The sequence below is a fragment of the Shouchella lonarensis genome (assembly GCF_900096965.1).
Lineage (GTDB): Bacteria > Bacillota > Bacilli > Bacillales > Bacillaceae_D > Shouchella > Shouchella lonarensis.
On the sequence record NZ_FMYM01000002.1, the window covers coordinates 137,451 to 158,735 of the forward strand.

General features: G+C 43.6%; 16 protein-coding genes. 10 read left to right on the forward strand and 6 right to left on the reverse strand.

Annotation, left to right across the window (positions count from 1 at the left end; genetic code table 11):
* Window positions 1–17: 17 nt before the first annotated feature.
* Window positions 18–785 (reverse strand): alpha/beta hydrolase, encoded by a 768-nt coding sequence (locus tag BLT29_RS02365; RefSeq protein ID WP_090774719.1) that lies wholly within the window; start codon window positions 783–785, stop codon window positions 18–20.
* A 101-nt stretch (window positions 786–886) separates the two neighbouring features.
* Between BLT29_RS02365 and fabZ the strand changes: the two genes are divergently transcribed.
* A complete protein-coding gene (gene fabZ / locus BLT29_RS02370) occupies window positions 887–1,324 on the forward strand; it encodes a 3-hydroxyacyl-ACP dehydratase FabZ (protein ID WP_090774720.1) in 438 nt (145 codons plus the stop codon).
* Between the two features lie 161 nt (window positions 1,325–1,485).
* Window positions 1,486–3,942, forward strand: a complete 2,457-nt coding sequence (locus BLT29_RS02375) for an alpha-amylase family glycosyl hydrolase (protein ID WP_176763760.1) — start codon at window positions 1,486–1,488, stop codon at window positions 3,940–3,942.
* Between the two features lie 52 nt (window positions 3,943–3,994).
* Here BLT29_RS02375 and galE read toward each other — a convergent pair whose 3' ends face one another.
* From galE to BLT29_RS02390, 3 genes are read right to left on the reverse strand one after another with little or no spacing between them, the layout of a single operon-like run.
* A complete protein-coding gene (galE, locus tag BLT29_RS02380; protein ID WP_090774722.1) occupies window positions 3,995–4,999 on the reverse strand; it encodes a UDP-glucose 4-epimerase GalE in 1,005 nt (334 codons plus the stop codon).
* 57 nt (window positions 5,000–5,056) lie between these two features.
* Complete coding sequence (locus tag BLT29_RS02385; protein ID WP_090774723.1) at window positions 5,057–5,545, reverse strand: tetratricopeptide repeat protein; 489 nt, start codon at window positions 5,543–5,545, stop codon at window positions 5,057–5,059.
* 11 nt (window positions 5,546–5,556) lie between these two features.
* A complete protein-coding gene (locus BLT29_RS02390) occupies window positions 5,557–6,477 on the reverse strand; it encodes an LCP family glycopolymer transferase (RefSeq protein WP_090774724.1) in 921 nt (306 codons plus the stop codon).
* Between the two features lie 188 nt (window positions 6,478–6,665).
* Between BLT29_RS02390 and BLT29_RS02395 the strand changes: the two genes are divergently transcribed.
* Window positions 6,666–8,090, forward strand: coding sequence for a hypothetical protein (locus BLT29_RS02395; RefSeq protein ID WP_090774725.1), 1,425 nt, complete (start codon window positions 6,666–6,668; stop codon window positions 8,088–8,090).
* 117 nt (window positions 8,091–8,207) lie between these two features.
* Here the strand turns inward: BLT29_RS02395 and BLT29_RS02400 are convergent, their stop codons facing one another.
* Window positions 8,208–8,678, reverse strand: a complete 471-nt coding sequence (locus BLT29_RS02400; protein ID WP_090774726.1) for a type VII secretion EssA family protein — start codon at window positions 8,676–8,678, stop codon at window positions 8,208–8,210.
* The gene (gene esaA / locus BLT29_RS02405) at window positions 8,668–11,673 is read right to left on the reverse strand and encodes a type VII secretion protein EsaA (RefSeq protein ID WP_090774727.1); all 3,006 of its coding nucleotides are present in this window, start codon (window positions 11,671–11,673) and stop codon (window positions 8,668–8,670) included. The genes BLT29_RS02400 and esaA overlap by 11 nt, the downstream gene beginning before the upstream one ends.
* Window positions 11,674–12,036: 363 nt before the next feature.
* Between esaA and BLT29_RS02410 the strand changes: the two genes are divergently transcribed.
* The 7 genes from BLT29_RS02410 to BLT29_RS02440 all read left to right on the forward strand — a co-directional run bounded on the left by BLT29_RS02410 (window position 12,037) and on the right by BLT29_RS02440 (window position 21,202).
* Window positions 12,037–12,327: a WXG100 family type VII secretion target gene (locus BLT29_RS02410; RefSeq protein WP_090774728.1), complete on the forward strand. Its 291-nt coding sequence runs from the start codon at window positions 12,037–12,039 to the stop codon at window positions 12,325–12,327.
* Between the two features lie 81 nt (window positions 12,328–12,408).
* A complete protein-coding gene (gene yukD, locus BLT29_RS02415) occupies window positions 12,409–12,648 on the forward strand; it encodes an ESX secretion system protein YukD (RefSeq protein WP_090774729.1) in 240 nt (79 codons plus the stop codon).
* A gap of 29 nt (window positions 12,649–12,677) precedes the next feature.
* Window positions 12,678–13,997, forward strand: coding sequence for a type VII secretion protein EssB (gene essB / locus BLT29_RS02420; protein WP_090774730.1), 1,320 nt, complete (start codon window positions 12,678–12,680; stop codon window positions 13,995–13,997).
* Window positions 13,997–18,469, forward strand: coding sequence for a type VII secretion protein EssC (gene essC, locus BLT29_RS02425; protein WP_090774731.1), 4,473 nt, complete (start codon window positions 13,997–13,999; stop codon window positions 18,467–18,469). The genes essB and essC overlap by 1 nt, the downstream gene beginning before the upstream one ends.
* Before the next feature lie 207 nt (window positions 18,470–18,676).
* On the forward strand, window positions 18,677–19,096 hold the full coding sequence (locus BLT29_RS02430; protein WP_090774732.1) for a YwqH-like family protein: 420 nt from the start codon (window positions 18,677–18,679) through the stop codon (window positions 19,094–19,096).
* 6 nt (window positions 19,097–19,102) lie between these two features.
* Window positions 19,103–19,360: a DUF5344 family protein gene (locus BLT29_RS02435; protein ID WP_090774733.1), complete on the forward strand. Its 258-nt coding sequence runs from the start codon at window positions 19,103–19,105 to the stop codon at window positions 19,358–19,360.
* Window positions 19,361–19,393: 33 nt separating this feature from the next.
* Entirely contained in the window at window positions 19,394–21,202 is a 1,809-nt protein-coding gene (locus BLT29_RS02440; protein WP_090774734.1) for a T7SS effector LXG polymorphic toxin, read from the forward strand.
* Window positions 21,203–21,285: the final 83 nt, after the last annotated feature.

Consider the following 21,285-nt stretch of genomic DNA (forward strand, 5'->3'; position numbering starts at 1 on the left):
GGAAGGCGAGCGTGTGGTTATAAGTAGCCTTCTTTTTTCAAGGTAGTAAGCCAATTTTGGATACAGGAGTCCCAGTAATCCCATGTATGTCCACCAGTGCTTTCGTCATAGTTAAAAGGCACGGCTAATTGTAAAACGCGGTCACGGAACGATACGTTAATTGGATAAACAAAGTCTTCAGTGCCACAATATTGGTAAAGAGTTGGTATGTTTGTTTGCTGCTCGATATGTTGTTTCATTAATGCAATTAAATTAGCACCATGTCCGTCAATATCAAGGTCCATGCCAAAGATTGCTTGCGCGAGTGGTTTAAATTCAATGTGACCCATGCCAATGAACAGATCAAAAATCATGTTGACATCAAGTGCACCAGAGAAGCTGGCCGCGGCTGCAAAGCGTTCAGGATGGTGTAATGCCCACTTAAAAGCACCGAACCCACCCATCGACAATCCAGCGACAAATTGGTCTTCACGATTTTCGGAAAGTGGGAAGTAGCGGGTGAGCCGTTCAGGTAATTCTTTCGATAAAAAGGTAAAATAGGATCCGCCAAAGTCCATATCTGTGTAGTAGCTTAAATCAACGCTCGGCATGACAACAGCAAGATCGTATGCATTCGCGTAGCGTTCGATCGACGTTTGACGTGACCAAGAGCTGTCGTCATCGCCCCATCCGTGTAGTAAATATAAAGTACGGTATGGCGGCGTTGCTTGTTCAGGCAAAATGACATGCACACGGGTTTGTTTACCGAGTGCTGTAGATTTGTATTGGATTGTCGCAAGTGCCATCGTTGAAATACCTCCTTTTGTGTCTCTGTACAGTATAACGGAAAAAACATTCTGTGGTACAATGAAATGTGAGAGAACATTACTTTTTTGAGGAGGTTTTCATGTTACATATTGAAGAAATTAAAGCGCTCATTCCGCATCGTTATCCGTTTTTACTTGTGGATCGTATTGTCGAGTTAGAGGCGGGGAAGATGGCAGTTGGCATCAAAAACGTGAGTGCGAATGAAGAATTTTTTAATGGTCATTTCCCGCAATACGCGGTGATGCCGGGTGTGTTGATTGTTGAAGCATTGGCACAAGTATGCGGGTGTATGGTCATGACACAGGAAGAGCATGCAGGGAAAATCGGACTATTTGCCGGAATTGACCAATGCAAATTTAAACGACCTGTACGACCTGGCGATCAGCTTCGTCTCGAGGTAGAGATGACGCGGATGAAAGGTCCTGTTGCGAAAGCACGTGGGGTAGCTTATGTCGACGGCGAGGTTGCGGCGCAAGCTGAGATGACGTTTGCCTTTAAACAAAGTGATCGCTCGTAAGGCTGAATAGGAGACCGGCGAATCCATCCTGGTCTTCCTATTTCGGGAATGATATTGCTAAATAGAAGGAACGGTGCTATGCTTCTTTGTAAGGGCTTACATATCGCACACCTATTAGTGCAAACGTTTGCGCTAGGTGTTGTTAGAAGGAGAGAAGAATGATGAGAAAAACGGTTTTGAGAATCATATGGTTCACAATGCTACTTATTGTGTTCACATGTAGTGTGACAAATACACATAGTCAGGCGGCTACGAAAAAGGAGATTCGATTTACTTATGAGCGCGACGAAGCAATTTATGATGGTTGGAATTTATGGGTATGGGATACAGACGATCATGAAGGACAAGTTGATTTTCATACATTTGAGAACCGTAAAGCCATTGCTACGATTTCGCTAGGCAGAGAAGCAAACAACGTTGGTTTTATCGTACGACATGGGACTGACTGGCGTGACGCAAAAAAGGATATTGCACACGACCGGTTTATTCGGGTCAATGAGCGCGACCGGCTGACTAAAGTGTTTGTCGAATCAGGTGAAGCAGTGTTTCACGTTGTTCCTGAAGTGCGTGAGCCACTTATTGGAGCAGGAGCAGTGACATTTTTCTATCGTGATCCTAATTTATATGACCGCGATGAGATGGATACGATTGATGGGGTGACCTTGTCTATTGACGGGAGACAGGTGCCGATGACATATGAAACAGAAAATGAATGGTTTACCGTCACTGTTGACCAGCTCGATCCGGGCACTTATCCATATACATTTTTGGTTGAATCAGGTGGTGTTGAGCGGGAAGTAAATGATCCATACCATACAGTGGATGGGGTGTCACAAGTGACATATGAAGAGTCAATTACAGGTGATTTTGCACCGCAGATGGTAACTTATAATGAAAACGCCGTACTTACAATCGAGTCTCATTTAGATGAAGATGTTGCGTGGGAAACAATATCCGTTGATTTACGTGCACTAGGTGGGAAGGAAGAGACTTTCATTGACCCTGAATTACAAGCAGTGACAGTCAATGTCCGGAAAGACACCACCGCTGGTGAGAAAGTGTTGCCAATTACAGCAATTGATGTGGACGGGAATCGTTACACTGGGAGTGCGACATTGATAGTCTCGCCGCGGACATTTGCTGGAAAAGACGACTTTGACTGGGATGAAGCAGTTATTTACTTTATGTTGACGGATCGCTTCTTTGATGGAAACCGAGCAAACAATGATCCGTATGGTATTGGATATGATCCACGTCATCATAACGCGTATCAAGGCGGGGATTTTAAAGGTGTAACGAAAAAACTTGACTACTTACAGGACTTAGGGATCAATACGATTTGGCTTACACCGATTGTGGAAAATATCCGTTTTAACGTTCGTCATCAAGAAGCGGATGGTTACACAATCCCTGATTATGGCTATCATGGTTATTGGGCAAGTAACTTCGAGAAGTTGAATCCACATCTTGGTACGATGGCAGAGTTTCATGAGTTAATTGATGAAGCGAATGAACGCGGCATAAAAATTATGGTCGATGTTGTGTTAAATCATACTGGTTATGGTCTGAAGGAAGTAGACGCATTGCCTGAATCATCTCGTCCATTTGGCTATCCGACGGATGATGAGCGTGCGCGTTTTTCAACGCTTTTACGGCAAGGGCATCATGTCGGTGATGACATGGTGCGTGGGGAGTTAGCTGGGTTACCAGATTTTAAAACGGAACAAGCACATGTGCGGGAGCAGATTGTCAAGTGGCAGACGGACTGGATTGAACGTTCAAGGACAGCTAAAGGGAATACGATTGATTATTTCCGCGTGGATACAGTGAAACATGTTGAACCGACGACTTGGATGCACTTTAAAAATGAGTTGACGAAGCAAAAGCCGGATTTCAAGTTAATTGGTGAGGCGTGGGGAGCGAGTGTCCACGATGATTACGGCTATTTACAGTCAGGGATGATGGATGCGCTGCTTGACTTTGACTTTAAGCGCTATGCCCGTGATTTTGTTGGCGGCAGCGTAGAATCGGTCAATGCTTTGCTTGAGTGGCGCAATGGGCAGCTCACAAATGATGCGACACTAGGGCAGTTTTTAGGTTCTCATGATGAAGACACATTTTTAACTCAAGTCGGTGGTGACAAAAGTAAGTTGAAGCTGGCGGCAGCGTTGCAAATCACTGCAAAAGGTCAGCCTGTTATATACTATGGTGAAGAAATTGGTATGGGTGGACGTGCAAACTATCCGTATAACGAAAACCGTTACGTTTTCCCGTGGGAGAAAGTAGCCGGAAACGACGTACACACTCACTATCGGGCATTACTTCAAGCGCGTGCGACGTATCCACAAGTGTTTGCCAAGGGAGATCGCGCATATGTTGCCGGATCTGATCGTGAAGCATTCCTTGCATTTACACGCACGTATGAAGACACGTCTATCCTTGTCGCGCTAAATGTGGGCGACCATGAAAAGACGCATACATTTACTGGATTTAAGGCACATGAAGCGATTGTTGACTTGTACAGTGGTACGACGTATGAGGCAACTGCAAATGGTGAACTGACAGTGGCATTGCCATCTCGTCATGATGGTGGAACGATGTTGCTCGTTTCAAAGTAGGTTAGATAGAAAGCGCCTCGCTCCCTTTGTTCAGGGGGCGAGGCGCTTGGTGTTAGTGATCTTCTTTTTGTAATTGGAAACGCCATGCGTCTTTACACATATCATGTAAGCCACGCTCTGCCTTCCAGTCAAGCTCAGTATGTGCTTTTGTTGGATCAGCGTAAGAGACGGGGGCGTCACCTGGTCGACGTGGGGCAATGCGGTAAGGGATGGTCACACCAGTTGCTTCTTCAAACGTGTGAATGACATCGAGGACACTATAGCCAGTGCCTGTCCCTAAATTGTACGCATCAATGCCGTTAATTGTGGGTAGTTTTTTCAACGCTTGTAAATGTCCTTGGGCAAGATCCATCACATGGATGTAGTCGCGAATGCATGTCCCGTCTGCTGTTGGATAGTCACTCCCAAACACGGACAATTCTGCGCGGACACCAGAAGCGACCTGGGTAATGTATGGCATCAAGTTGTTAGGAATACCGTTTGGAGCCTCACCGATCAAACCACTTTCGTGCGCGCCGATTGGGTTAAAATAGCGTAATAAAGCAATACGCCAATCAGCATTTGATGCGCTCACATCGCGCAACATGTTTTCAATGACAAGTTTCGTCGCTCCGTACGGGTTGAGTGTATGAAGCGGTGCGTCTTCGCGTAGTGGGACAGTTTCAGGCATCCCGTATACCGTCGCTGATGAACTAAACACTAATTGATGCACATCGTACTTTTCCATACACTTACATAAGTTAATCGTACTGACAATGTTGTTGCCATAATAAAACAACGGCTGTGCAACCGATTCCCCAACTGCTTTTAAGCCAGCAAAGTGAATGACCGCATCAATCGGATAACGTGCAAACACAGCATCTAGCGCTGCCATGTCACATAAGTCGACGTGCTCAACCGCCGGTGCTCGTCCACCTAGTTCAGTGATACGTGCGATGGTCTCCTCTGAGCTATTAGAAAAATTATCAGCAATGACAATGTCATATCCAGCATTTAAAAGTAGGACAGATGTATGGCTACCAATGTAACCAGCCCCGCCCGTAACAAGAATGGACATAGTTGAAAAGCCTCCTTATTGGATTAAACAAACGTTTGTTTAGGGTAAGACGATTGGTTACGACCAAACTTTGTCAAGATCTTTGGCATAAAAAGCTAGTGCTTGGCTGTAAGCAGTAATGCGTGGATCAGTGCTTGTATCTGTTAAACATGTGAGCATGCGTGTCAGTGCTTCCTTATGCTCACCTAGATTATACAACGTAATTGCGTAAAATGCATGGAGGGCAGGATCATCGGGGAAAATGGTGAGACCTTTTTGCAGTACGGATGCTGCCTTGTCATATGCACCTAACACACGGTAAGAGCTACCGAGACAAACATATACATCAAGAAGTGCTTCACCCGTTAGTCCCAATGAAATGGCTTTTTCGTAGTAGGGAATCGCCGCCCGTTCATCTCCAAGCAAATCAAAGCTGCCCCCACATTCGGATTGAATGACGGCATTGTTGGGATTTTCCTCAGCTAATATACAAAACATCCGATTAGATTCGTGTAATTTGCCTTCCTGACGCAGTGCCAATGCTTGTTGGATCGAAACTTTTGTCATCTGAATACCTCCTAATTGAGCTCTAAATGCCGGAGAAACTCCTCTCGAATGCGTGCTTTTTCTTCTTCAGACACAATGGCATACCATACGCCATCAATTGTTTCTCCGGTATAAGCAACTTCTGATTCTTCAATGTTTCCTAGTGCAGGCCGATAAATAGATTGATAGTCCCATATTTTATCAGGGGCTAAATCGGTGCGAACGGTTTCACCGAGCACGTCTAAAATCTTTCCCACTTTTGTAATCGATCCAAGTGAGGCCGCTTCATGCATGAGTGCGGTGACCACTTCTCTTTGGCGAGCAGCACGACCCGCATCTCCGCGAGGGTCGTCATAGCGCATGCGGGTATACTTTAAGGCGTCTTGCCCATTTAAAAGAAGCGGGCCTTTCTCGAAAGTGGTGCCATCCATTGAAAAGCCCAAATCATTTGTGACATTCACTCCGTCAAATGCGTCAATTAATGTCTCAAAACCTTTCATATTGATGCTTACGTAATAATGAATTGGAATATCAAACGTTTGTTCAACTGTGTCAATTAACATTTCTGCGCCACCGTAGGCGTGCGCATGATTGATTTTTTCTGTTGTACCTTTGCCGACCATTAAGGTGCGTGTGTCGCGGGGAATGCTTAACATTTTTGTTGAGCCTTTTTTAGGGTTAAGTGTCATTAAAATAATGGTGTCAGATCGTCCGACCACTTCGTCTTCACGTCCAGCTGTGTGGTCTACCCCAGCGACTAGCACAGATAGCGGCTCTCCTTCGCTCACTGCGGTAGGGAGAAGTTTTGATTTCCCTCCTTCTCTTTCTGACAATGGTTCATACATGTCATTCGCCGTGTTTTTAATGTCGGTCCATACATAAATACCGTAAGCAGTCGCGCTAATAAACAAGATACTGAGCACAATTGCTGTGATTTTGAAAATCTTTTTCATCGGATCTGCACCTTTCCTGTTTAAGTTTAGGTTAATTATAACGAGGAAAGGTAGAATGGGCAATGAATGTATTGCATGTGAGATGAGATAAATGATAAGATGCAAAAGGTAGAACGTGAGAAAATGTGTGAAGAAATGTTTCTAGCGCTTTTGCCATACGTAGTAAAAATCTAATAGAGAGGTTTGATATGACAATGAAAAGAGTTTTAACAGTCATGGCTGTATTGTTAGTAATAGCGGGCCTTGGCGGAGGCGGATATTTTGTTTACGCCAAAATGGCATCACCAGAAGCGAAGCTATTAAAAGCATTTGAAGCGCTACAAAAGGAAGAGAAGGTAAAAATTGATTCTGATTTTAATATGACCCTATCTTTCGATCAAACTTCAAGAGAAACATTTGATGTGGAAGAGGAGCAGCAAGTGTATGTTGATGCGATGTTAGATATGTTGAAAAACATTGAAGGGGATGTATCGACGCTCTATGATCGTAAACAAAAAGTAATGGAACTAGATGCAATGTTTCATATCGATGGCGATATGAATGGAGAAAACGTCGGTGTGAAACTGCCGTTCCAAATGTATTTAGATGAAAAGGCAGAAGAAGTAGCGATTGACTTAGATGTATATCCTAAACTACTGCAAGACCTTACCGATATTCTTTTAAATCATGTATACCTGAACACGCCTGAAGGAGAAGAATTAACGCGTGTGATGGAGGAAGAAGGAATGGCTGTTGACGGCTTTGTAGGAGGAATGAAGGATGCGATCATTCCTGTAATAGAAGAAGCGATTCAAGGTGCAAAGTATGTCTCTAACTTTGAAGATGCTGATCTTGATCTAGGCGAGGGAAAAACTTATTTTGGAGAGCATCACATATGGGGAACTTTTGTTGGGAAAGAAGTAATGCAATATTTACAGGAGAAAACAGAAGGGAAATATATTTCTTCAGAAAATGATTGGATTAATTTGAGTGTAAAAAATGATATGCTCGTCCGTGCCTATATGCACGCCCTCAAAGAAATGAAAGAAGACAAAGAAGCAAAAGCGCACTTTGAAGATGATATGTCTATTACGCTTGATGAAGCCATCGAAAATTTAGAAGAAATATTGTTTGAGTCTGATGACGAAGTGGAAATTGAGCATGAATTGGCGTTCAAGCTCGTTGATAGCAAGATAGAGGAAACCAAATATAGCGCGGTATTCTCATCTGAGAAAGATGGACACGAAACAACGGGAACAATGTCTGTAGAAAGTGTTTATACTTATGGAGATGTAAACTTCCAGTTCCATAGTGAGGAACGGGAAGCGTTAAACCAGAGCGACATGGAAGCAACATTTGAAGAAGCTGAAAACGAGATTGAGGGACGTATGGAAGCGGTACTCACTGAATTTATGAAGGAAAAGGCTGAAACAAATGCCGCAGAAATAGAAGCGGCATTCAAGGAAAATATGACAGATGAAGAGTTTCAGGCGTTTATTGCGGCGTTAGAAGCAAATGAAGTGGTTGGCTCGGACCTCGATCTAACAGAAGAAGAAATGTATTACTTTGTTTTAGAACTAGAGTATGCCGGGTTTGTTAGAGAGGGTACTGTCGAATTATATATGTATGAATAAGTATAGAAGCTGCCACAATGTCGCGTGATATTGTGGCTTTTTCTTTTAAATAAAACTCCCCAAACCGCCCACTTTTTAAGTGGCGTTTGGGGAGTTTAGAGCCGTGTCAACATCGTATTATTGTTCAGTCATGCTAAACCCTTTAGGCAAGATATATACAAACAATGTCACAAGGAGTCCGGCGACAACAGTACCTAACACCCAAGGGAGCCAGGCAACGGAAGCATTTTCGTTATGCGGCGCTTCTTGAGGTAAAGGGTCTGCCACATGAAATAATCCAATGTGACTAGCAACGGCTGCTGTGGTCGATTTGTCTTCTCCAGTAAAAGAGAGTGCGCTAACCATTTCATTGTATTCTTGCTCTAAAGGTTGATCAAACTGAAGTTGATTGACTTCTTCAGGTACACGTGTCGGTTCTTGACTATCTTTTTCTGTATCATCTTTGCGTAGTTCTGGTCGTATTGTACGTTCTTGGTATTCAGCTGGGTTAGTAGGTGTTGCGTCTTCAGCCCCAAAAGAGAGGGGGGCGGATACTGTCAATAGTATCGCTATTGCACTGCAACAACCAACCAAATGCTTAAACCTCATACTCCTCATCCTCCGCCTCATTGCGTAGCTTATGTTTTTCGCGAATGTGTTTAGCTACAGGTATTGCAATTGAAAGACATGTGATCGCTGCTAATATCATAGCACCTGGGAAAAATAACTGCTGTTCTTTATGTTGGATTGACATAAATAATGCTGCTATTGGGTTATCGGAATGGAAGTTTGGCATCGCCATGTCAAGTAATGGGATTGTAAACAAGAAAATGATTAGTACACTTCCAAGCGTACCCATCCACGGTCCGATCATGAGCAGTAGTCGAATCACACCTGCAGTTGCTAGTATAAGCAATACGGTAATGATTGTCCACTGAATTGCTTGTGCATCAGTCATCTTATAAATATTTAGCCCATAAATGCTAATGATTAATCCAAGAGCTATAGATAAAATGCCATACAGTGAAAGATGCACTGGAATAGGCAATTCCCTATAGTGATGAGCCAAGTAACCAATCATTAAGCTGACAAGCAAGATAATGACAAGCATTACAACTGGCGGGGTAAACGATTCAGCTGGTCCTTCAACTTGCTCACCAGCAACGTTAACGGGGTTGGACAAGTAGTTGTATACATTATCATTGAAATACCCATCGTTAATGGCGTTTTGAAGAATATTATTCATATCATCATGAACAAGCTGTGTCGTACCCACGCTATTTTTCCAGCGGTCATTTAAGTCATCTGATTTGTTTTGCACGGTTGCAACTTGTGTAAACATGTCTTCAGTTGATCCAATTAAGTTATCTTGGTGTTCACTTAGAGATGAGACCGATTGACCGAGTTGCTCAATTTCACTGAGAGAGGTTTGATGGCTAATTTGCACAAGACTGCCATCTAGTCCTTCTACTGGACCCGGTTCAATTTCAATTGGCTGACGGCTGCTTCTCATCTGTTCTAACGTATTGTTGGCAGATTCGCGTGTTTCATTTGCTAATGATAAAACAAGTTGTTGTTCTTCTTTTATTTCTGCACTAAGGTTGGTGAGAATGGTATTCGTGTCTTGAAGAAGTGTGTCCATTTCGCCACGTGCATCTACGGAAAATGTCTGGAAGTTGTTAATATCCTCAGTTAAGGACATGAACGACTTCACGTTGTTTTCGGAGTCTTGCAGGCCTGCCTTTAATTGCGCTGTACGAGCAAAATCTTTCAGTGCCTTATCGCGTATGTCTTGATCAACCGTTCCACTAGCGCGATGTAACTGACTGGCTAATTCTAGTTGTCCTAAAAGATTGTAGTAATCCATGAGTACATTTGGATCACGGTTTTCAATCGGATCAACAAATGAAAATTGGAAGTCACTTGCTGGTGGAGATGATAGGATTCTTTCTTCACGTTGTTGGACTTTCTTAAGGAATGTCTCAGGAAGTTCCTTTGTTTTACCTTGTAGTGATTCTACCAACTTATGCAAATCCTCAAGGTACCCCATGTATTGTGAGACAAGCTCACGATTGTCGTTGATATCTTTTTGTACGTCTTCTTCCAATTCCTTTTTTAATTGATCTGTACGTTCAATTGTCAGCTTCCAAGTATCGTATGCGGAATTGTCGGTGTGACTAGGGACATTTTCTTGATCATCTTTACTGGATGCTTCTTCAGGTGTTTCCTGTTTGTCTGCGTTATGATCGTCTGACTCTTCCGGTGGGTCAGGCGTTGGATCGGGATCAGGATCAGGCGTTGGATCGGGATTCAAATCACCCTTTTCTGGTTCAAGTTCCACAAGGGACGCTCTAATGTACTGTACATGTTCGAGTACATCTTTAAGCATGTCTGGCTCTAGAGGTTCTAAAGGGTGTAAAGGCATCGTCAAATGGCCAGGATCATATGGGAGCGTGTGTTGGCTCAATACCTCGTTACGCATCGCCAAGGTGGACTTGAGTGTAGAAATAAATACGCCCCAATTATTTCCTTTATTATAAGATTGGATTACTTGCTCATATGTGTTTGGCAGGCGCTCAATCTCATTATTTAATGTGTGGAAAGATGTGTTCATATTCCTGTCAAAGCCATACATTTGTTGATTTAATGTACCCATTCCATTATGAAACTGATTTAAGAAGGCATAAACATTCTCCCCCTTATTCTCTAATTGCGGTTGGAAAGGGGTTTGTCCTTCTCTCACACGTCTCTCGCCATCTTGCAATAATGTTTGGAACGTAGTAGACGAATCACTGATTAACTGTTCATTTGCTTGATCAGTAGCGAGTAAGGAAGTCGTCAAATCTTGTTGGTAAGTGAGGTAAGTGTCAATATTTTTAGTAAGTGTTTCAAACGCTTTTTCACCTTCTGACAATGTGCTATGGGAATTTCCCGCAATCCCGGTTGCGTCTTTAGAGTAAGAAAATAGTTGTCCAAGTCTCTCCCGTTGGCGGTCGATTTCTTGTCCAAGTTCTTTAGAGCTTGGGGCATAAAAGGCGTGCATTTCATTTAAGAAATTAACCTCTTTATCTAGCACTTCATCAAAATTCGTTTGAACCCCGTGTACTTCTTCGCTCACATAGCGCCAATACATCGCGGTGACTTGACCGTTTAACGTTTGTTGCGCGGCTTCTAATTCTTTCTGCACACGTTCTTGGTTTTTCGCATTTAAGTGAGGTGACATTTCGTAACGAACATTTGTGATACTTGGTATTGCCTCTTTAAATGACATAATGTCACGCGAGAATGAGGACGGGATGAAAATGACTGCATCGTATTCCTTGTTGTCGATTCCCGATTGTGCGGCAAGTCGACTGACAACAGGCCACTCATACCCAGATTCCTCATCTTGAATCGTTTGGACTAAGTCTTGACCTAACGTAATAATATCGTCACCAAGCGCCTTTTGGTAACCGTCGTCTTCATTGACAATCGCGATTTGATCAGTCGTGTTTTTCGGTTGGAACATGGGCTCAGAACCGATGTAGTTAAAAAAGACGAGCGGTGTTGCAGCGATGACCACAATGGCAATGAGTAACGTAATCAAGCCTTTCTTGTTTTTCACAGTTTATGTAGCCTCCTTTTGACAAGTTTACATATGTGTCGATCGTATTCGACTCTATGTAAACGATTTTATCACAATAGTAACAGAAAAAATGACTGGTGAGAATCATTAATTTTGTAGGAACGTGTAAACAGGTGAAAAAATATGTGTCCTTTTTAGTTTCAACATCACAGAAAATCGTGTAGAATAATGGATAGGAATGAGAAATAATGTATCTTAATCCATAAAAAATGATGGTAATTGGCATTATTTACCCCAATTTCCCAAGTTTCTTCAAGAAAACTATTGACAGCGCGATGATTTCATATTTAGAATAGTAGTGTGTAATATAAAAAATATGATTTTTGGGAGGAGATTTTTCTCATGGCACAAATTCGTATGACTCCAGAAGAACTACGTACAGAGGCAAATGAAACACGTACAGACGCATCATCTTATCAAGATCTACTACAAAGAGGCGATGCGCGTATTGACAAGTTAGGTTCTACGTGGGAAGGTGAAGCATTTCAAGGTTTTGCAGCGCAATGGCAAGATAAGCGTAAGCACGTAGAAGAGCTCATCCAATTATATGAAGAGCTCAGCGCACAAACAGATGATATTGCCAATGTTGTAGAAACAACAGACCAAGAAATCCGTAGCCGCATTGGATACTAAGTAATGTCAACGGAGCGCAATCGCGATTCATATTATTGTGGATTGTGATTTGCGCTCTTTCTTTTGGAAAGGGGTTTTTTGATGTACATAAAAGTAACGGTAGATTTGCGTCATTATATAGAAAAGGAAATTGATTTACGTTTATCGGATCAATACACCGCGCGTAAGTTTATTGACATTGTATGGGAGATTGAAAAAATCAAACAGCCGCGTCGAGAAGGTGACTTTATCCGTATTGAAAACAAAGCAAACATGCTTGGGGGAGATCAAATCTTGGCAGCACATGGCGTTACAAATGGTGATCGCTTAGTCATACTATAAATCATTGTTTAGAGAGAGGAGATGAGGAAATGAGCGAGAAAAAACAGCTTTATTTAGAAGAACAAGTCGGGATGCAGTTAGAGAAAGACGAAAACAATCATTATACCATTACATTTCAAAATGAAGAGATAAAGTTAAATGATACGCTTGAAGCGAAAGTATTAGATGGATGTGACCTACTCACTACAAGAGAAATCAAACAAAGTGAAGACGATTTTGTCATTAAAATAAAGCCAGTCATCCCATTAAGGTCGTTTGGTGCTCTTAAAAATAAAGAAGAAAGTGCGAAACTCTTCATTGCTCACGCCTTAATCCAAAAAGTGATCGAACATGATCATGACAAACTACAGTTAATTGTCTGCCCCGAAAACTTGCTTGTTAGTGATGGACTAGACGTGACATTTATCCATTATGGTGTGAAAGATAGTATCCCCCCTTATGAAAAAGACAACGAGAGAGTATTGCTTGAACTACGTACGACACTGCTCGTGCTTTTAGATGGGAATCATCGCTTTAAGGAATATATGAATCACCATGACACACTAAAATTACCAACGAAAGCAACATCTTTACTCGAACAAACAACGTTAGAAGGTTTACGTGAGCTTGTTAGTCGCTGGATTCAGGAGCACGAACAACAAGAAAAGCTACTACATAAAGTGCCGAAAACAAAATGGACAATACAAAAATGGACGGGTATCGGACTTGGTGTTGCGCTTGTGCCAGCAATCGTCTATATTGTTTACGTCCTCGCCTTTTTACAGCCACGTCAAGAAGCCTTTACGGCTAGTCATACTGCTTATTTAAATGAAAATTATAGTGAAGTCATTGATACCCTTGAACCGTATGCACCAAGTAAAATGCCGCGTGTCGTGAAATTTCAGCTTGCACAAGCGTACGTTGCGACAGAACAGTTAAAAGACAAACAGAAAGCAACCCTTACAAATGTCCTTGTGCTCCAGGCAGCTGAGCCTTATTTTGATTACTGGATTGCCGTTGGTCGTGGCGAAAATGAAGAGGCTGTTGATATTGCTCGTGGGCTTGGGGATGAAGTCTTGATTGCGTATGCCCAAATTAAGCGTCGTGAAGAAATTAAAAATGATAAAAACTTGTCAGGAAAAGAACGCGAAGACTTAATTAAAGAAGTCGAAGCTGACATTGACGATTATATGGACAAAATGAAGGAATTGGCAGAAGAAGAGGAGAAGCGCCAACCGCAGGCAGAACCTGCTGCTTCTGAGGAAGTGGAAGAAACAAAAGTAGAAGAAAAAGATCAAGAAGAACAGGATAAACAAGAAGGTGAAGATGACAAAGAGAAAGACAAGGAAAAGGATGGAGGTGACGAATAATGTCCGCGACGTTGTGGGTCTTTTATGACCAGTATGTGCAAAGAACCACGGTGGATGGACTGCCCACTTCTATCGGTCCTGGCGAACAGGCAAATGTCAGAGTCTCTTTCTTGAAAAAAGAAATACGTGCACAAATCGAGGAAGGACGTTGTCTGATCGTATGCGAGGGAGAAGTGTTGCACACCCTCTCTTCAGGGGAATCATACGAATTAGACATAGACAATCAACCGTGTTCCTTCCTATATATAGGGGAAGCACTCAGTAAGAAAAAATATGACACTGGGCATACGAATGTCGTAACGATCTCAAATGACGCTACGGCGCATGTCGTGTTACCGGCACATCTGCAAATGGATGTTACATTGCTGCGGGAGAAAAAGGAGTGGACGCTTTATCCGAAAGCAGGCACGGAAGTCCCATATGTGAATGGGGTAAAAGTGTCTACGTCGGTCCGTATTGTAGATGGCGATGAATTACTTTTTGGAAACATCCTTTTAAAAATAATCGATGGCGACATTTTAGTAATCGAAAGTCATGAGGCATATGAAACGACGTTGGCACAAGTAGAAACACCAACGTCGCTCATGCAACAACAATACCCAACGTATCGCCGGACGCCTCGGATGGTTTACGAACAACCAAACGATAAAGTGGAATTCTCGATGCCGTCGGAGGAAGTGGATGATCCAGGAAGACCGCTATGGATGATTTTATTGCCACCTGTGGCGATTATCGCGATTATGGTGACGCTTGCGGTGACGCTCCAACGGACATGGATGTTGTTCATGTCTGTTCCAATTATGACGGTCATGGCTTTTGTTGCAACAACAATGTTTTTCCGCGAGAAGAAAAAACGGAAGAAAAAAGAAGAAAAGCGCCAGCGCGTGTACACCCGCTATTTAGAAGTGAAACGCGATGAGCTGCAATCATTGGTTGATGAACAAAAGCACGCGCTGTTGTATCACTTGCCAACATTTGAACAAATGAAGAACAAAACGCGGCGGGTGAGTAGCCGTATTTGGGAGCGAACGATTGACAATGATGACTTTCTCGACATTCGCGTCGGGCGCTCGTCTGTCCCCGCTAGCTTCGAGTTAAACCAACCGAGCGATGAGCTTTCGAATCGTGATCGAGATGCCCTCATGGATGACTTTGACAAACTACGTGAGAAGTATTCAAACGTCGAGGACGCCCCGCTCCGCCTCAGCATTGCCCGTGGTGCACTTGGATTCGTCGGGAAACCGTCGATCGTCGAGCGTGAAGTCTCACAACTCATTGGCCAACTTGCTTTTGCCCATAGTTATCACGACTTACGCTTTGTGGCGATATTGAATGAAGACCAACGCGAGAAATGGGCGTGGATGCGGTGGTTACCGCACTTCCAATTGCCTGGTTCAGAAGCAAAAGGCTTCATTTACGACGAGAAGGCATGCGACCACATCTTAAATCCGCTGTATCATGTGCTTCGTGAACGAGATTTAGAACAAAAAGAAGCACGCGAACGGAAACGAGATGGGAAAAGGTTTCTCCCGCATCTTGTGTTCTTTGTCGCCAATCGTTCATTGATCGCCGAACACGGCATTATGGAGTATTTGGAAGGAAAAGATAAGCAGCTTGGCTGCACGGTCATTTTCCTGACCGATGTCGCGCAAAACTTGAGTGAGCATGTGCATACGATTGTGAAAGCTGTCAACCGTAACGAAGGTGAAATCGTCCTCCTACGGAACATCTCGATTCACAAACGCTTCCAGTTTGATGCCTACGAGCCAACGTCAAACGAGAATTATGCGCGGATGCTTGCATCTTTGCATCACCAACAAGGAATGACGCGTTCGATTCCGGACATGGTCTCCTTTATGGAAATGTTCCCCGGCGCGGTCCAAGCGAAAGATTTGGCGATCAAAAACCGCTGGCAAACAAATGACAGCACAAAGACGCTTGCCGCACCGATTGGCTTTAAAGCAAAAGACGAACTGATTGAACTCGATGCCCACGAAAAAATGCACGGCCCACACGGATTGCTCGCCGGGACGACAGGGTCAGGTAAATCCGAGTTTTTACAAACGTACATTTTATCTTTAGCGGTCAATTATCACCCGCATGAAGTTGCCTTCCTTCTCATCGACTACAAAGGGGGCGGAATGGCGCAACCATTTAAAGGCATGCCGCACTTACTCGGCGTCATTACAAACATTGCCGAAAGCGAAAACTTTAGCTTACGTGCCCTGGCCTCGATTCGGTCAGAATTGAAAAAGCGCCAACGGTTGTTTGACGAATATACCGTCAATCACATTAACGCGTATACGAAACTGTATAAAGACGGCACCGCACAAGAACCGATGCCACACCTCTTTATCATTTCCGATGAATTTGCCGAGCTAAAAAATGAGGAACCAGAATTCATTAAAGAACTCGTCTCGGCCGCACGGATCGGTCGTTCCCTCGGCGTTCACCTCTTGCTTGCGACACAAAAACCAAGTGGCGTCGTCGACGGACAAATTTGGAGTAACTCCCGTTTCAAGATCGCGTTGAAAGTCCAAACGCCTGGCGATTCAAGAGAAATTTTGAAAAACGACGACGCTGCGTCGATTAAAGAAACTGGTCGCGGCTATTTACAAATTGGTAGTAACGAGCAATACGACTTGTTCCAAAGTGCATGGAGCGGTGCCCAATACTTGCGCTCTGCCCATGACGGCGAAGAAGAGGTCGCTTATGTGACAGACCTTGGCCTCCAACTGGCCTCGCGCATAGGGGTAGAAGAAGAACACGACCAAGAAAATAAGAGTGAAATTGAAGCGGTTGTCGAAGAAATTGCGACAACGACCGAACAACTGGCGATTACCCCAGCGAAAAGTCCGTGGCTCGACCCACTAGAAGAGCGGCTTGTCTATGATTGGGCAAGCACAGCGGAAGAGATGGATGCATTCCCATTTGCCCTCGCCGATGATCCAGAGAACCAACGCCAATTCCCGATCTGTTACGACTGGGGTAAAAGTGGCAACTTAATGATCTTTGGCGCGAGCGGCTATGGCAAGTCGATGACGCTCCTGACGCTCCTACTCGCCTTTGCCGAAAAGCGCTCACCTGAGCAAGCCAACTATTATGTACTCGACTTTGGAAACGGCGCTCTCTTGCCATTACGCCAGCTCCGTCATACCGGTGATTACATCAAAGTAGACGAAGGACGTAAGCTAGAAAAGCTCATTGACTACATTGGCCAAGAAATGGAGCGCCGCAGTGAGCTATTTATGGAAAAAGAAGTGAGCAGCATCTCTGTTTATAACGAGGTGAGCGACAAGCCATTGCCGTCGATCTTCCTCGTCATTGATAACTATGACGTCTTGGCAGAAGAATTCTCTGACCAAGCAGCAGCGTTTACCCGATTCGCGCGCGACGGCCAATCACGCGGCATTTACGTCATGATGACAGTCAACGTCCGAAACGCCGCCAAGCCGGCGCTGTTAAACAGCATGAACATGAAGATCTGCCACTATATGATTGATAAAACGGATGTGACGTCATTAATGGGTAGAATCCCATTCGTCATTGAAACGATCCCAGGTCGTATGCTCGTCACAAAAGACAAGAACTGGCTCGCGCAAACGTATTTGCCAGCGGCAGGGGAAACCGACCGCGAAGTGATTGAAAACGTGAAAGCACGCATTCAAACACTGAACGACCGATACGAAGAATCAGCAGTGCCAAGGTCGATGGCAATGTTGCCGAAGACGCTCTCGCTCGTACAATTCCGCGAGTACTTGCAAGAAAACCCAAGATCCGGTATTCCGATTGGCTTGAACGAGGAGACGGTGCAGCCGGTTTATCTAAGTAAAGACGCAGGTGCGGACACAGTCATTGTCGGTGAACCTCAGCGCGGAAAATCGAATATGTTGAAAGTCATCTTGTCATTCTACATTGAGCAAGATCAAGTAGAGAAGGTTGTCCTATTTGATGGCGTTGATCGTCCGCTGTTTGACTTCAATCGTCATGAAAAAGTATCTTATGTGATGACACCAGAAGGGTTGAATCAAGAGATTGAAGAAGCGAAACAAGTCATGGAAGAACGAAGAGAGCAATATGAAGATGCATTGAATCAAGGAATGGATTTACCTACTTTCCCTCCATACCTCTTTGTCATTGATAACCTAGTAGAATTTAGAAAAGTGCTAGGGATGACAAAAGAAACTGCTTTTGCGGACTTAATGAAAACGTTTGGACACTTGCGTTTCCAAGTCATTGTCGCAGCCAACCATAGAGACATTAGTCTAGGGCGTACGCCAGTTCCTGAGCAATTAAAGACGGCACGTCAACATGTTCTCGTAATGAAAAAATCAGGACAAAGCGTTGTTAGCTTTACGGTCAATCGCACCGAAACATTAGGAGAGGGCTTCGGCTATCATGTCATTAATGGAATGGAAACGAAAATCAAAATCCCAGAAGTGATCAAAGAAGAGATGCCGGTACATTCATAACTTGTTCATCTATCTTCCCTATGATTTCAGTTAGCAACCATCAGTGTCGTGCGTTCATGGCGCTGATGGTATCAACTGAAGTTGCAAAAAGTGTTTCATGATAGATTCTTGACGATAGAAAATCAGTTTTATAAAATGGAAAAAGGATAAACTGATTGAATCTTTATGTAGAGAATAATGCGCTAATAAGAGAAGGAGGTATGAGCGGTGAGCTATTATTTACACCAAGTTAATTCGCTGAACAGAGAGATCCGGACGATTAAAAATGGAATGGAATTAGCAGGAGAACACCGTCAAGAGTTGCTTGAGGTACGTAGAAAATTAGTGAGTGAAAAAAGCACGTTGACATCCGATAAAAGTCAAATCAAAGAACCGGAAATAGGAAACGATACTGCACGAGGTACAATTGCTTCTGAATTTGAAAGTGAAGAGCGAGATATGCTTGAGCAGGAACATGGAAAGTTACCTGAGCAAGTGCAGGAAATGATTGATGCCATTGATAGTGAGCGTGATAATCTTCAAAGCAAGATTAGTAGCGGACGTCTGCAAGTGCAGTTTCGAAATAATAGAATTAACCATTTGAGAAAGCTAGATAGGCAAGCCAAAGCAAACGCAAACAAGGGGTGATGCAAAATGGAAATCAAAGTAAATGTACCCGAGGCCTTAGAAATTTTGAAAGCAGTCGGCTCTCTTGCGGATAGCTTTGAAAAGGAATCGGTTGAATCAAACGAAGAGTTAGAGATGTTGTCGGCGGAAACAGGAGAAATGGAAGATATCCTAGACAAGTTAAGCCGGTACTTCCAAGCATTAAGTCAGATGGAACAAGAATTCCAGACTTTGGTGCAAGAATATGAACAGTTGGATAAAGAGTTGGCCGGAAAAATGGCGTAGGACCGAAAAACATACAAATAGGAGGCTACCAGGATGAAAATCTTAGATGTGAGTCGAGCGATCGCAAAGCTCGACAAAGACATAGCCACATTGCAGTACTGTCTCGATTTTCTCGATTTGATGGATCTAGGAATATCAGATGTTGTGAATATGGACGGTGCGTTCACTGGAGAAGGTGGAAAAGCGATTATTGCCAACCATACGGAGTTACAGCTTCCAACGATCCGAGCATTTCGTGCCCACATTAATACAGCAATTGAAAAGAACGAGAAAATGAAGGAATATATTCTCGGCTTCGAGCCAACTGAAAATGGTGTTGTAACAGAAGACTATTGGGATACGCAAATGAACCGTGGACTGGACAAGGTCGAGGAGTCAATCGAGCAGTCGAAACAAAATGTAGATGATTGTACAGCTTCCGTTGGCCATATCATCAGTCTTGGTAAATTAAATATAACCCAAGTATTGAACCGTATTGATAGTTCAAGAAAATTTGCAGGTGAAGTAGTCGACGGTTTGCATACACTCGATAGTGACGGTGTGGACTTAATGTCTGAAGTGCAAGCGAGTAGTGCAGAAATGAACGGGATTTTGGAAAAAGCGATTGAATGGACGAATTCAGGCGGACCACTGTTAAAAGGAGTGAACCTTCAAGATGTAAAGTCGCACTTTGAAGAAGCGACGTTACATAAGGAAGCACCGGATGTGGACATGGGGCGTTTGAATCGGGATAGCGGGGATGAGCCTTCGTTGATGCAGAATGTAATGAGTTTCCTTGGACAGGATTTTAAAACTGCATATGATTGGACGCTCGTTGGCAAGGATGGGGCGCGTGGTGCGGCGACTGCGATCATATTCATGTCAAACACGTTAAAATTAGAGCCTACTGGCACTGGAGCAAGTAAATTGGTGATAAACGAGGCTTGGCAAGCTAAGAATGGCCGTTTTGATTCAAAAGTGGCTACCCAATTACGTAAATCGTTTAATAATCCGAAGAACTATTTTAGCCGTTATGGATATACACCAAGCCACCTTCTGAAAGATGTGGCGGGCTTAAACAATGTACAGAGCGCGGGCATGGCGAAACTGTTAGAGCGGTCGGCAGGATCTAGGTTGTCCTATATAGACGGGCAGAGGCTTGTGAATTATTACCGAAAAGGTGATAAATGGGGGAATCTCCGAAACTTAGGGAAGAATGTTTATCATAACTTTAAGCCAACGATGCGTAGTTTCGATATGAAGAACTCATTTAACAAGCTCAAGAACGATGCAAAAAGACCGCTGAACAAGATAAGGAATTTTGATCCAAAAAGTTCACTTAATAAGCTGAAGGATATTGATCCGAAAAAAGCGCTTAATAATGCGAAAAAAAGCTTGAAACCAGGTAATAAGGGTTTTGGTAAGAACCTTGCGCGTGGCGCAAATGTGTTGTCCGTTGGACTCAACTTTATGGAAGCATTTTCTGATGAACATAAAGATAAGAGCACAGGGCAAAGAACGGGTCGTGCAATTGCTGGGTCTGCCTTAGATATCGGTGCCGGAGCTGCAGGTGCAGCCGCCGGTGCAGCGATTGGTACAATGATTTTCCCTGGTGTCGGTACAGTTGTTGGTGGGTTTATTGGCGCTGCAGCAGCAGGAATCGGTGCGAATACGCTTCTTGGAGAACCTGTACGACAAGCCGGAGAGAAAATCGGTGCTGCTGCTGAGAAAGCTGGCAAAGCTGTTGTGGATACGGCGAAGAAAGCGACCAAAGCTGTTTCAAATGCTGTGGATAATGTGAAAGAAGGGGCAAAGAATTTACTGTCAGGAGGCGCAAAAGCGCTTGGTAGCCTGTTTGGCTAGTGTGTGAGTAGGGGGGATTATTCCTCCGCTCATTTTCGATGATATAGATACTTTATCTTTGGGATAAGTCGTTGAATTGAGGT